The organism is Paramesorhizobium endophyticum (assembly GCF_014640615.1).
Taxonomy (GTDB): Bacteria; Pseudomonadota; Alphaproteobacteria; order Rhizobiales; family Rhizobiaceae; genus Paramesorhizobium; species Paramesorhizobium endophyticum.
Genome location: NZ_BMHH01000022.1, coordinates 23502 through 36627 on the forward strand (window position 1 = coordinate 23502; position 13126 = coordinate 36627).

At 61.7% G+C, this 13126-nt stretch carries 11 protein-coding genes; 6 read left to right on the plus strand and 5 right to left on the minus strand.

The genetic code is table 11. The features are described from left to right. Positions 1–2 precede the first annotated feature (2 nt). From IEX53_RS24030 to IEX53_RS19720, 5 genes are all read right to left on the minus strand, one after another. Complete coding sequence (locus IEX53_RS24030; RefSeq protein WP_236016289.1) at positions 3–1517, minus strand: glucosamine inositolphosphorylceramide transferase family protein; 1515 nt, start codon at positions 1515–1517, stop codon at positions 3–5. A 17-nt stretch (positions 1518–1534) separates the two neighbouring features. Beyond that, complete coding sequence (locus tag IEX53_RS19705) at positions 1535–2371, minus strand: WecB/TagA/CpsF family glycosyltransferase (RefSeq protein ID WP_188825888.1); 837 nt, start codon at positions 2369–2371, stop codon at positions 1535–1537. Further along, on the minus strand, positions 2368–3684 hold the full coding sequence (wecC, locus tag IEX53_RS19710) for a UDP-N-acetyl-D-mannosamine dehydrogenase (RefSeq protein ID WP_188825889.1): 1317 nt from the start codon (positions 3682–3684) through the stop codon (positions 2368–2370). The genes IEX53_RS19705 and wecC overlap by 4 nt, the downstream gene beginning before the upstream one ends. Further along, positions 3677–4822: a non-hydrolyzing UDP-N-acetylglucosamine 2-epimerase gene (wecB, locus tag IEX53_RS19715; RefSeq protein ID WP_188825890.1), complete on the minus strand. Its 1146-nt coding sequence runs from the start codon at positions 4820–4822 to the stop codon at positions 3677–3679. The genes wecC and wecB overlap by 8 nt, the downstream gene beginning before the upstream one ends. 155 nt (positions 4823–4977) lie before the next feature. Continuing rightward, entirely contained in the window at positions 4978–6411 is a 1434-nt protein-coding gene (locus IEX53_RS19720; protein ID WP_188825891.1) for a phenylacetate--CoA ligase family protein, read from the minus strand. Positions 6412–6750: 339 nt separating this feature from the next. On the opposite strand from IEX53_RS19720, the gene IEX53_RS19725 reads away from it, so the two are divergent. The 6 genes from IEX53_RS19725 to IEX53_RS19750 all read left to right on the plus strand — a co-directional run bounded on the left by IEX53_RS19725 (position 6751) and on the right by IEX53_RS19750 (position 13122). Continuing rightward, positions 6751–7860, plus strand: a complete 1110-nt coding sequence (locus IEX53_RS19725) for an NAD-dependent epimerase/dehydratase family protein (protein ID WP_188825892.1) — start codon at positions 6751–6753, stop codon at positions 7858–7860. 139 nt (positions 7861–7999) lie between these two features. Next, positions 8000–8614 carry a dTDP-4-dehydrorhamnose 3,5-epimerase gene (gene rfbC, locus IEX53_RS19730; protein WP_188825893.1) on the plus strand — a complete coding sequence of 205 codons (615 nt, stop codon included), beginning with the start codon at positions 8000–8002 and terminating at the stop codon, positions 8612–8614. Beyond that, positions 8611–9951 carry an NAD(P)H-dependent oxidoreductase gene (locus IEX53_RS19735; RefSeq protein ID WP_188825894.1) on the plus strand — a complete coding sequence of 447 codons (1341 nt, stop codon included), beginning with the start codon at positions 8611–8613 and terminating at the stop codon, positions 9949–9951. Before rfbC ends, IEX53_RS19735 begins: the two co-directional genes overlap by 4 nt. Beyond that, complete coding sequence (rfbF, locus tag IEX53_RS19740; protein WP_188825895.1) at positions 9948–10733, plus strand: glucose-1-phosphate cytidylyltransferase; 786 nt, start codon at positions 9948–9950, stop codon at positions 10731–10733. The genes IEX53_RS19735 and rfbF overlap by 4 nt, the downstream gene beginning before the upstream one ends. Before the next feature lie 15 nt (positions 10734–10748). Beyond that, the gene (locus IEX53_RS19745) at positions 10749–11672 is read left to right on the plus strand and encodes a hypothetical protein (RefSeq protein ID WP_188825896.1); all 924 of its coding nucleotides are present in this window, start codon (positions 10749–10751) and stop codon (positions 11670–11672) included. Positions 11673–11799: 127 nt separating this feature from the next. Further along, the gene (locus tag IEX53_RS19750) at positions 11800–13122 is read left to right on the plus strand and encodes a DUF1963 domain-containing protein (RefSeq protein ID WP_188825897.1); all 1323 of its coding nucleotides are present in this window, start codon (positions 11800–11802) and stop codon (positions 13120–13122) included. Positions 13123–13126: the final 4 nt, after the last annotated feature.

The following is a 13126-nucleotide window of genomic DNA, read 5'->3' on the forward strand; positions in this document are numbered from 1 at the left end:
GGTCAGTCGCAACTATCCACCACCTCCACCCCGCCAGCCCGGTTGAGCGTGTGGATGCCTTTGCGGTTCCATGCCGGGCCGGGCAGGATGGGGCGGGGCGGGGAGAAGCTGACATCGGCATGGTCGAGCCGCTCCAGCCGCATCAGGCCGAGCCCGCCGCCATAGGTCTGCGAGCCGTCCTGTACGGGCAGCAGCAACCCTCCATCCTGCCGGATGAACGCGCCGCCGGGCCGGGTGGCGGAATGATCGACGGCGAGGGGATTGAGCGCATGGGGCAGCCACGGCCCGCGCAATGCGGGGGCGGAATAGGCCACCATCGTATCCGACGCGCTGCCATAGCCGAAGCGCTGCGTGCCGATGAGCCAGAATGTTCCGTCCGCCTCGAAGAGGGTTGCGTCGTTGATTTCGATATCGCTGAGCAGAACAGTGTCGCGCACCCAGCGATGGGGGAATTGCGTGGCACGATAGAGGACGAGCTCACGCGCCGCCGCGCTTTCGGGGATCATGTAGATTTCGCCGTCTCGCGCGAAGACTTGCGGATAGGACAGATGGTGCGGCTCTTCCAGCACAGGCTGCGGTGTCCCGAATGTGCCGTCCTCGCGCAGTTCCGAGGCCGAAATGATCCCACGGCCTTTGCCGTAGGGAAACTCCTCCACGAACAGATAGACGCGGCCATCCTGCTCGAAAACGAAGGGGTCGGCATAGAACCGCTCCCCATCGTCGGGGAGGAGCGTGAATTCCGGTCCGTCCAGCCTGCCCGTTTCGGCGATGCCCGGCCCGTCGATCCGGCGATAGGCCACCTGCCAGTAAAAGGGGCGGCGCTTGAGTTTCTGGGTGGCGCGCTCCGCGATGCCTCTTGCCAGAAAACGTGGATAGCTCAATGCGAACGCATTCTTGCTGATGCCATGGCCACCACCGTCATTCGAAGTCCTCGGGTCAAACCCGAGGATGTCCCGAGAATCTACGACGTGTGGTTCGTCAGGACGATCATCGCTTTGCTCTTCCGCCGTCGCAGATCCTCGGGACAAGCCTGAGGATGACGTGAAGCGGGTTGCAACGGCCCGCATGATAAGTGAAATGGCCCCGGCGAGCAGATTGTCGGATGCGCGCGTCAGCCAGAGCCGATCCTGAACCATCGGACGTCCGCGCGCAACCACAGAGCCGTCGATGGACACGGCAAGCTCAGCCTTGCCGCCGTTTGCGACCATCGCGGCGAGGCCTGCCGGAAAATCTTTTTGATCGCAGAAGGTGAGCGTCATCACCGGCGCGTCATGGCGCGCCGTTCTGGATGTGAGGTCGATGATGAGATCGGCTGGGCTATCGCCGTCAGCGGGCAAAGGCGCGCATGGGCTGGCGAGCGATGTGCCGAAGCGCCGGGCTTCCAGCGCCAGCACGGCCCGCAGTCCCATCGGCTCCGCCGCAGCGGCGGCTCCATGCCGGACAGACACGGCATGGCCAGCCGCAGCGAGCCGCGCCACGAGTTCGTTCTGCCACCGGCGGCATCCCGCAGCCGGCAATAGGACGCAAATCCGCATCACGAGGAAGCTTCGCTATCCCGCCGCGCCGGATTGCGTGATGCTCCCGTTATGCGGCGGCTCCAGAATTCCTTCGCCAGCAGCCCGACATAGGCGGTGTTGGTGTCGTAGTATCGCCGCCATAGCCGCCTCGGCTCTTGCGCGACCCGGAACAGCCACTCCATCCCTGCCGCCTGGACGATTTTCGGCGCGCGGGCGACCTTGCCGCCATAGACATCGAAGGCGCCGCCGACGCCCATGATGAAATTCGCCTTCAATTCGGCGCGGTAGCGCTTGATGAACCGCTCCTTGCGCGGCGTCGGCATGGCCACAAGCATGCAGTCCGCGCCGGAGGCGTTGATATCGGCGACGATGGCGGCTTCGTCTTCCGGCTTGAAATAGCCGTTGCGCGCGCCCGCCACCACGAGCTTGGGGTGATCCCGGCCAAGGCGGGCGATAACGAGATCAAGCACGCTCTGCTCCGCGCCGAGCAGATAGGGCTTGTAGCCGCGCCGCTCGCACAGTTCGAACAGGTGGAACATGATGTCGACGCCGGTGACGCGTTCCGGCAGGTCCACGCCGCAGAGGCGCGCGCCCCACAGTACGCCCTTGCCATCGACATTGACGATATCGGCCGAGGACACGTCCTCATAAAGCTCGTCATTCTTGCGCATGTTGACGAGCTTGGCGACGTTGACGACGACGTGATGCAGCGGGCGCTTCGAAGCCATCGCCTCGTCGGCGAGTTGCATCGTCTCCTCCATGCTCAGGGCATGGATGGGCGTGGACAGGAACTCGCGCCGGCGCGCCGCCAGCATCGGATGTTCGGCCCAGGAGGGGATGTCCGTTGCGATCATGCCACCTTGTCCATGGGTTCGATATTCTTGCGGCCCTCGATGCGGGCGTCGGGCTTGCGCGCCTTGCGCCAGGTCCACAGGCCGCGCGTGTCGATGAGCTTCTTGTCCTTCAGCGCTTCCGGATCGATCAGGTTGAACTGCCGGTGATCGACCAGCAGCACGACGATATCGGCCTGGTCGATGGCGGAAAGCGCATCGGTGAACTCGATGCCCTTGCCCTCGAGCTGACGCGGCAGCGCGCGCGCGTTCGGCTCGGCGGCGATGAGCTTCAAGTTCGGGATTTCCGACAGAAGCTCGACGACTTCGACCGCCGGGCTCTCGCGCATGTCGTCGATATTGGGCTTGAAGCTGAGGCCGAGGCAGGCAATCGTTTGCTTGCGCGAGGGGTCCAGCAGCGCCTCGATGTCGCGCACCACGGTGTGCGGACGGCCCGAATTGATGCGCCGGGCAGAGGCGATCAGCGGCGTATCGTCGGGCGCGGAATCGATGATGAAATAGGGATCGATCGCGATGCAATGGCCACCGACGCCGGGGCTCGGCTGCAGGATGTTGACGCGCGGATGCTTGTTGGCGAGGTCGATCACCTCCCAGACATTGAGCGACAGATGCTGGCAGACGGCGGCGATCTCGTTAGCGAAGGCAATGTTCACGTCGCGGAAGGCGTTCTCGGTGAGTTTCACCAGTTCGGCGCTCTCTGGCGTGGTCAGGAACAGATCGCCCTGGACGAAGGTCGAGTAAAGGGCCGCGGTTTGCTGCGAGGACTTGCGCGACAGGCCGCCGATGGAGCGGTCATTGTTGACGAGCTCGGTCAGCACCTTTCCCGGCAGAACCCGCTCCGGCGAATAGGCGACGAGTATGTCGGCATTCTCGCCATCGGTGATTGGGAATTTGAGGTCGGGACGCAACTCGGCCATCAACTTTGTGATGGCGCGCGTGGTGCCGACGGGAGAGGTGGATTCCAGCACCACGAGATCGCCCGGCTTCAGCACCGGCGCGACGCTTTTCGCCGCCGCGTGGACATAGGTGACATCAGGCCTGTGATCGTCGGTCATCGGCGTCGGCACGGCTATGATGAAGGCATCCGCGGTCTGCGGCGTGGTGAATGCCCTAAGCTTGCCATTGGCGACGACCTTCTGGATCAGACCGTCCAGATCCGGCTCGACGATATGGATCTCGCCCCGGTTGACCTTTTCGACAACCGTCTCGTTGATATCCACCCCGATGACGTCGAGCCCGTGTCCGGCAAGGATGGCGCAGGTCGGCAGGCCGATATAGCCCATGCCGACGACACATACTTTGCTGATTTCAGCCATGCAATAATTCCTCGATGATGCGGCGGCTCGCCTGGCCGTCTCCATAGGGGTTAACCCGCGTCGCCGTGCTGAGATACGCCTCGCGATCGTCAAGCAGATGGTTGGCGGCGGCGGTGATTTTTTCGGCATCGGTGCCGACCAGGCGCGTGGTGCCCGCCTCGACGCCCTCAGGCCGTTCCGTGTTCTCGCGCATGACCAGAACCGGCTTGCCCAGCGAGGGCGCCTCTTCCTGTACGCCGCCACTGTCGGTCAGCACAAGATAGCTCTGTTTTAACAGAAAGAGAAAAGGCAGATATTCCTGCGGGTCGATCAAATGGATGTTCGCCGTATCACCCAGCTCTGCGCGGACCACAGAGCGCACATTGGGGTTGGGATGCACGGGGTAGACGATTTGCACATCCGGGCGCGCCGCCAGCGCTTTCAGCGCGGCGCAGATGCGATGAATGCCGCCGTCGAAATTCTCGCGCCGGTGGGCGGTCGTCAGGATCATCTTCTTCGCGGGATCGAGGAAGGGGAAGCGGCTGGCCAGTTGGGCGCGCAAATCCGCATTCGCATCGATCTCGGCGGAAAAATGCAGGAGCGTATCGATCACCGTATTGCCGGTGACAAAAATCCTGCCCGCAGGGACATTTTCCTTGAGGAGATTGGCGCGCGCCTGTTCGGTCGGCGCGAAATGCCAGGTGGCGACATTGCCGGCGATCTTCCGGTTCAACTCCTCGGGAAAGGGAGAGTTGATGTCATGGCTGCGCAGGCCCGCCTCGACATGGGCGACCGGGATGCGCTTGTAAAAAGCCGCGAGCGCTGCAGCCATGGCGGTCGTCGTGTCCCCCTGCACGATCACCACATCGGGCCGGGAGCGCTCCAGCACATCAGCCATGCCCTGGAGCACCCGCACGGTGACGTCGAACAGGGTCTGGTTCGGCTGCATGATGTTGAGGTCGTAGTGGACAGGCAGCCCCGTCAGCTCGATCACCTGGTCCACCATCTCGCGATGCTGGGCGGTAACGCAGATTTCGACGGCGCAGTCGCCCCTCGCCAGCGCGGCCTTTGCGATGGGGAAGCATTTGAGCGCTTCCGGCCGGGTGCCGAACACGATGAGAAGCCGACGGGGAGAGTTTGTGTTGGATGAGGAGTTCATTGCGGCCTGGACAGTATTTTCATGGCGGTAACCTATAATGGGTCACTTTAGGAAAGTTGAACGTTCTCCCCGCCTACACTTCATTTTCCGGGGGCGCGAGGAAAATTCCAAACATACTTAACGGGAAATTGCGGCCCCGCCGGGACGACAGGTTCTCAATCGAGCGAGAGATCGAGCCTCTGGTCGACGAAGGCGCGTTTGCCGCCGCGACCGCTGGCGAGCCGCTCGACCTGTTCCAGCCGGAAATCCACTCGGCCCTGGCAGAGGTTGGCGAGACGGTCCGCTACCTTTCGGGCGCAGGCTTCATCTCCACCCGGTGCCAGCATATAGCGGAAGAGCACTTCGCCGGGCGTATCCTGATAGAACTGGAATTCCTGGACGTCCCCATAATGGTCCGGATCTTCAGAGGTCAGCGCCATGATGACGATCCGGCCACCATCCCGCCCGATCAGAATGCCCGGCTTCCGGCGGGGCGCGATGGCTTTTACCTTCAATCGCTGTCCGTTGGCCGGGCTGGGTAGTTCAACGAGCCGGGCAAAATCCTTGGTGTCGTAGCGGATGAAGGGCATGCCGGTGGAGAGAAAGCCGGTGCCGATGAGCCGCCCTTCGCGCCCGGGCTCAGTGACCGGGTTACCCGCGGCATCGACCAGTTCGGCAAGCCCATAGAGCGGATTGAATTCGTAGACGTCCGGCTGCCCGTTCACTTCACTGGCGAACAGCACCTTTTCGCTCATGCCGTAGAAGCAGGAGACCGGCACATCGCCGAATGTCTGCCGGTAGATTTGCCGTTGGTGCGCATAGACCGGCTCGGAGATGAGCAGGATTCCCTTCAGCGGCAGTTTTGGCCTGCGACCAAGATGATGCAGGTTGCGGCAGAGGATTTCGATGGCCGAGGGGTAGCCGTAGAGATAGCGGATGCGGCGCTTGTCGATGAGGTCGAGATAGAGCTCCGCACTCTCCGGCGTCAGCGGAAAGGTCGCGAGCCGCAATTCCCTGAGCGCCGGGTCCCATCCATGGATATCGCCGGCCCTGACGCCGACATCCACCCCGCGCAGCGTTGCCCGGCGCTCGTCCTCGGAAAAGCCTGTCCGAGACCAGACGTTATAGACGAAGGCCATTTCACGCGTGCTGCGGTCCTTGTCGAGATAGAAGGCGAAGGGCTTTTCGCCGTTGGACCCGCTGGTCTCGGCGCGGTCCAGCGCCTGTTTCGGCACCGCCAGTGCGGCATCACCCGCAGCGCTTAGGTCCTCTTTCGTGAGGATCGGCAGGCGGCGGACGTCCTCAAGCGTGACACGGTTCGCGTCGAACTTGTTGTCGAACGCACGGTCGATCAGATCACGGTAAAAGGGGCTGCCTTCATGCGCTTTTGCCAGCAAGCGGCGAAGCGCATCGAGATGTTGTGCGGCGGCAAAATCCAGATCGGTCTCGGCCCGCGCCACGATCTGCCGCCAGTGCCAATAGGTCCGTCCGAATTTCAGCCGTGTCGGCAAAAAGGCGATGGCGTGTCCCAGTGTAGCACGCACGACATGCGGGCTGTGCGCATAGGCGCCGCGTGCGATGTCCATCAATCGCCCGGATTTATAGGTCATTCTTACTCTCACAAATGTCACGGCATACAGAAAGTGCCGCGCGCTTCTGTAATCATCCTTTATGTGAGAATCCATTTTGATTGGGCATTGTGGGCAATATACGGACATTGCCTGATATGGCCTTGCCACGGAGCGCAGCCGTAATGCAGGGTTCACTTAATATTTCTCGTACCCAAGAAATTTGTCCCTATTAATTCATCGTTTCCATAGATGGTTAAAAAATCATATGCTACGTTGCACTGCAACATAATAGCACATTCTGCCGTTCACGAAGCTTAACCGCAGCAAACCTTCCATCCTGAAGGGATGGTTGCCGTTGCACTATGGGGGCATGCATAGATGAATATTATGGTTACGGGGAACATGGGCTATGTCGGCCCCGTCCTCATATCCCACATCCGAGAAGTACTTGGTTCTTCGACGATTATCGGTGTCGATAGCGGCCTGTTTGCTCATTGCATCACGCAGGAAAACCTTCCGGAGCACGCGGTCGATATCCAGATATTCCGCGATGTACGGGATCTTGACCTTGCGGTGTTCGAAGGCATCGATGCGGTCGTTCATCTGGCTGCCGTCTCCAACGATCCGATGGGCTCGCGCTTCGAGGCGGTGACGGAGGAAATCAATCAGCAGGCAACCATCCACGTTGCGGAGCTTGCCGCCGAGGCGGGTGTCGGGAGCTTCGTCTTTGCGTCCAGCTGCTCGATGTATGGCTATGCCGAGGGCGGCGCGCGCTGCGAAGGCGATCCGCTCAACCCGCTGACCGCCTATGCCCGCTCCAAGGTCGGGGCGGAGATTGGCCTTGCGGAGGTCGCAGCGAAAAGCGGGATGACCGTGACGGCGCTGCGCTTTGCCACCGCCTGCGGCTTTTCCGGGCGTCTTCGGCTCGACCTCGTGCTCAATGATTTCGTTGCCTCAGCGCTCGCGACGGGCCGTATCTCGGTGTTGAGCGACGGCACGCCCTGGCGCCCGCTCATCCATGTGAAGGACATGGCGCGCGCCATCGAATGGGCGATTTCGCGGGGGGCGACGGACGAAGACAGGTTTCTTGCCGTCAACGCCGGTTGCGATGAGTGGAATTACCAGGTGCGGGAGCTGGCGGAAGCGGTGCGCGCGGCCCTACCGGGCACCGAAATCGACATCAATGAACATGCGCAGCCGGACAAGCGGTCCTATCGCGTGAGCTTTGCCGCTTTCCGGGCGCTTGCGCCTGACCATCAGCCTCGAATTCACCTTAAGGAGGCGATCGAGGACATCAGGGACGGCCTCAAATCGATCGGGTTCGATGACCCCAGATATCGTCAATCGCATTTCGTCCGGTTCAATGTGCTGGGGGCGGCACTGGAACAGGGACGGCTCCGGCCCGATTTGCGTTGGGCCAATCTCCCTGCGGCCAGGTCCGTTCGTGTGCCGGTTTTCGAGCCGGCGCGGGCGGCAAGCGCCGCGTAATTCATCTTTGCAGTTCCGCGATTGGGCGCGCGGAAAATCGGTATGCCCGCCAGCTTGGGTGGCGGCATATGTGAGAGTTCGGCATCGGCCATGAGGTTGCTCATGGGCGCCCGCCGGACGCATCGCGGGGACTGCCGGAATGATATTTCATGAAACGGAATTGCCGGGTGCCCGGCTGATCGATCTCGACCGGAAGGGCGACGAACGCGGCTTCTTCGCGCGCCTTTTCTGCCAGAGGGAATTTGGCGCGCAAGGGTTGGAAACCGGCTTTGTGCAGGTCAATACATCGCTGAGCGCCAAGGCAGGCACCCTGCGCGGAATGCACTACCAGCTGATGCCTTCGGCGGAGGTGAAAATGGTGCGCTGCATTCGCGGCGCGCTATGGGATTGCATCGTCGATCTGCGGCCCCATTCGCCGGCATTCGGCAAATGGTTCGGCGCGACACTCTCCGCCGAAAACCGGACGATGATGTATGTGCCGCGCGGCTTTGCCCATGGCTTCATCACGCTGACCGCCGATACCGAGGCCTTCTATCTCGTCAGCGCCTTCTATGCGCCCGAACAGGAGCGGGGCCTGCAGTGGGACGATCCGTTCTTCGCCATCGAGTGGCCGCGCGAACCCGCCGAAATATCGGCCAAGGACAGGGCGTGGCCTTCCTTCGATCCGGCCTATCACGGGGGCGAGGACTTCCGTTCGCTCGCAGTCGATCCTGTCCCCTCAAACGGTTCGCCAGTTCACGGAGTTGACGCATGATCATTGTCGACAATGCCATCAAGGCCCGGCTCAGGACCGGGCGTCCCGTCATGGTCGGCATGTACGGCATCGGTTTCATGGGCCGGGGCATGCTCATCAATGTCGAGCGCCACATGAAGGTGCTGCATGTGGCTGCCATCTGCAACCGCAATGTGGAGCGGGCGATCCGGGCTTTCATGGATGCGGGCGTTGCGCGCGGCGAGATTGTCGAGGTGACGAGCGAGACGGCGATGGCTCACGCGCTTGCCGCCGGAAAGCGGGTGGTGACGAGCGACCCGGCGCTCATCGCGCGCTCCCCCGCGATCGATATCGTCGTGGAGACGACCGGCCATGTGGAATATGGCGCGCGCGTCACCATGGAGTGTATCGAAAACGGCAAGGACATAGTCTCGCTCAATGTCGAGCTCGATGCCACTGTCGGCCCGCTTCTGCGCCGGAAGGCGGAGGCTGCGGGCGTGATCTTCTCCGGCGCCGATGGCGACCAGCCGGGCGTGACGATGAACCTCGTGCGCCATGTCGAGGCGATGGGATTGAGGCCCCTAGTCTGCGGCAACATCAAGGGCTTGCAGGACCGCTACCGCAACCCTGCCACGCAGGAGGCTTATGCCCGGCAGTGGAACCAGACGCCGAGCATGGTCGCAAGCTTCGCCGATGGCACCAAGATGACCGCCGAGCAGGCGATCGTCGCCAATGCGCTTGGGCTCAAGGTATCGCGGCGCGGCATGATCGGGCGGGACTATGACGGCCATGTCGACGATCTCGTCAATTTCTACGATATCGATGAGTTGCGGTCGCTGGGCGGCATCGTCGATTATGTCGTGGGGGCGCGGCCCAGCCCCGGCATCTATGTGCTTGCCGAAGCGCGTGACGAAAACCAGGCGTTCTTTCTCAATCTGGGCAAACTTGGCAAGGGGCCGCTCTACAGCTTCTACACCGCCTGGCACCTGACCGTGCTCGAATTCGGCATATCGGTCGCGCGCGTGGCGCTGTGCCGCGATGCGGTGATCGGCAACGGCAATGCGCCTTCGGTCGATGTAGTGGCGGCGGCGAAACGACCGCTCAAGACAGGCGAAACCATCGATGGCATCGGCGGCTACATGACCTATGGCGTGGCCCAGAATTATGAGGTTTCGCGGAAGGAAAATTTGCTGCCGATGGGGCTTGCCGAAGGTTGCCGGCTGAAGCGCGACGTGCCCATCGACCAGGCTCTCAGCTATGACGATGTGGAGACTCTCGCGGAGAGCCGCGCCCATGCGCTGCGACGCGAGCAGGACGCGCTGTTTCCCATCGAAGCCCATGACGAAGCATTGGAATATGAAAGGACGGAAGCCCTATGAAAGTTGTCATTTTCGCAGGCGGCTATGGCAGCAGGCTTACGGAGGAAACCACCCTTCGGCCAAAGCCCATGGTGGAGATCGGCGGACGCCCCATCATCTGGCACATCATGAAGATCTATTCGCATTTCGGCTTCACCGAATTCATCGTGCTTGCCGGATACAAGGCGGACTTCATCAAGTCCTATTTCCTGAACTACGCCATGATCAACAGCGATTTCACCGCCGACCTTGCCACGGGCGAGATCGTCTGGACGCGCCGATATTCGGAGAACTGGAAGATCACGGTTCTCGACACCGGCCTCGATACGATGACGGGCGGGCGGCTCAAGCAGGCGCGCCAGATCATCGGCAACCAGCGCTTCCTCCTGACCTATGGCGACGGCGTGTCTGATATCGACATACCCGAGGCGATCAGGGCGCATGAGGAGGGCGGCAACTGGATAACGCTGACCGCCGTCACCCAGCCGGGGCGCTATGGCGCGCTGGGCTTATCGGAGGATGCCTCGAAGGTGCGGGCGTTCCGCGAGAAGGCGGCGGGCGATGGCGGCCTCATCAATGGCGGGTTCTTCGTCGTGGAGCCTGAAGTCTTCGATCTCATCGACGGGGACCAGACGGTCTGGGAGGAGGAGCCGATGGAGCGGGTGATCGAGCGCGGCAAGCTCGGCGCTTATTGGCACAGGGGCTATTGGCAGAGCATGGATTCGCTGCGCGACAAGATGGTGCTGGAGAGGGAATGGGCGAGCGGCAGGGCGCCCTGGAAGCTCTGGACCGAAGCGGCTTAGGAATAGCGGGGGGCTATGATGGACGCAGGAAATGACAATGCCATCGATATATGGATCGATCTTCCGTTCGATCTTTTGCAGACGCTCAGACTGGCGCATGCGATTGGAGAAGCCGGCTTCCGGATATGCATCGAGCCGCAGGACGAGAAGAAGCTGGTGCTGCTGAAACGGATTTTCAGCCTCGACTACAAGGTCGGAACCGCGGGCGCGGGCAAAGTTTCCGGCCTTTATCTCGATCATATGACGCCGGTGAGCCGGATCGGCTCAATCGAGCGGCCACTAATCATGCCGAACGCGATTCTTAACCATTGCCGGGCGCGGTGGCCGCGAGCGCGCGGCGTGGATGTCTCCTTCGCCGGACTCCTGACGGAGAGCCGCCGCGCTGCGATCAACGAATGGCTTCGCCTGTCACATCTCGAAGAGCTTTCCGTTGTCCCGAAGAAGCCGGCATTCATCAGCCAACTGGCGCGCAAGATCGCCCGCAAAGCGGGCATTTCGATTGCGGACTATGTCGGCACCGAAAACGTCAAGATTTATATGTCAGACCAGGGCCGCGTCTTCCCGCGCAAATCCTGGAACGAGGCCTATTACGATCTGCTGCTCGATTCCAAATTCGTGCTTTGCCCGAGCGGGGATTTCAAGAGCAACGGCGTCGTCTGGACCTATCGTTTCTTCGAAGCGGCGATCTGCGGCGCAATCCCCGTCATCGAGGAGCCCTGTGCGGCCTACGAAGGCTATCACTACCGGCTGATGAGCGCGCCGCTCGACTCCCTGCAATGGTCGCGCGAGCAGGCGGAACATAATTTCGAGCTGGCGCGGCAGAGGCTGACGGTCGACCGCGATCAATTGAAGGCCGAAATCCTTCGCCTGCTGCCTATGCCGGGCGTCGTGGCCGATACGGTGCATAAGGACTATGTCAACGGAATTTACGCGACGTGACACCAGTCAAGCTCGAAGTTCGAGCGTCGCCGATCATTTCTTGCTTTTACCGTTGCGGCATGTTGGATTACTAAAATAGCGACCGTGCCGGACAGTTTAAGCAATATCGGGGTGGACATAGGCGGTCATGCGCAAATGGGTATTGCTCGCCTCTGCGGTGATCGTCGTCGCCTGTTTGGCCAATCTGACGGGGAGGGCAAAAATGCAGGATATAGGTGGGTTCCCGCTTCAAAAGCAGGCGCCGGTACCATTACCGTCCACGCGCGGGGCGTTGAGCGCTTCGCTCGCGCAAGTGGGCGAGCTGACGCCCGATCTGGTGGAACGGTTAGCGGGGCAAGCCGCGCCGGCCATCCTGCTGGAGACGGTAAAGACCACTGAAGACGCTATCCCACTTGGCGCGAGCAAGTTTGGCGGCGCGCCTGACTTGCCCGCGGACATACCTTGGCCCGTGCGCCCGCCCTATCCGGACTGGCAGAAGAAGCGGGATCAGTACCGCAAGCGCATGGCGCAGACATTGGCGAAGGCGGGCATGATGCCTGACTGGATGACGCCAGAGGAAGGCAGGCGCTACATCGAGGAACAAAAGCGCATCGAAAGAGAAGTGGTCGACAGCACGCTTGCAATGCTTTCCGAGGAAGATGCAAAACGGATGCGGCCAATCTTCGAGGAGCAAATGACCTATACGCCTGAGCGCGCGCGCGAAGGAATTCGCGACGAGGTGCTGCAGGCAGAGATGGTAGGCAAGAGCCTGCCATTATCCTTCATCGCGCAATTTGACCTTGGCGCGCTTTCCGCCGAGCCGGGCTTCGATCCCGACCTGCCGAAAAGCGGACGGCTTCTCCTGTTCTACGACTTGCTGGAAATTCCACCCGGCTGGGAGCCAAGCGCGCGCACCGGCTTTCGCTTGATCTGGGACGACACGCCAGCGCAAAAGCTACGCCGTGCGTCCGTGCCGGAGGCGCTGAGCAGCATCAGCTACCAGGAAAAGCTGGTGCTGGAGCCTGCGCGCGTCCTGCCACGCAGCGTGGTCACTCCGATCACGCCCGATGAGGAAGCTTGGGATGCGATTCCGCTCGATTCCAATCTCGAAGAGAATTTCGGCAAGGGACCCTATTGGGCCTACATGGCTTGGCTTTCGCGCTTTGGCTCGCCGGGCGATGCCGGCCGTGTCAATCATCAGCTTGGAGGCTGGCCGCAGCCATTGCAAAATGGGATGCAGGCCCGTGCGCAACTCGCTTCCAGTGGCATCGCGGGCGGAAATTCGGATGCTTATGATACGCCCGAAGCCGAAGAGGCGCTGAAGGGCGCGGCGGAGTGGAAGCTCGTGTTGCAGATCGGCGTCGACGAGGCTGTCGGACTGCGTGCCGGAGCTTATTACGTGCTGATGCGCCGCGCCGATCTACTGGCCCGCCGTTTCGACACGGCCTGGGTCGTTTACGAGTCGGACTGACGCT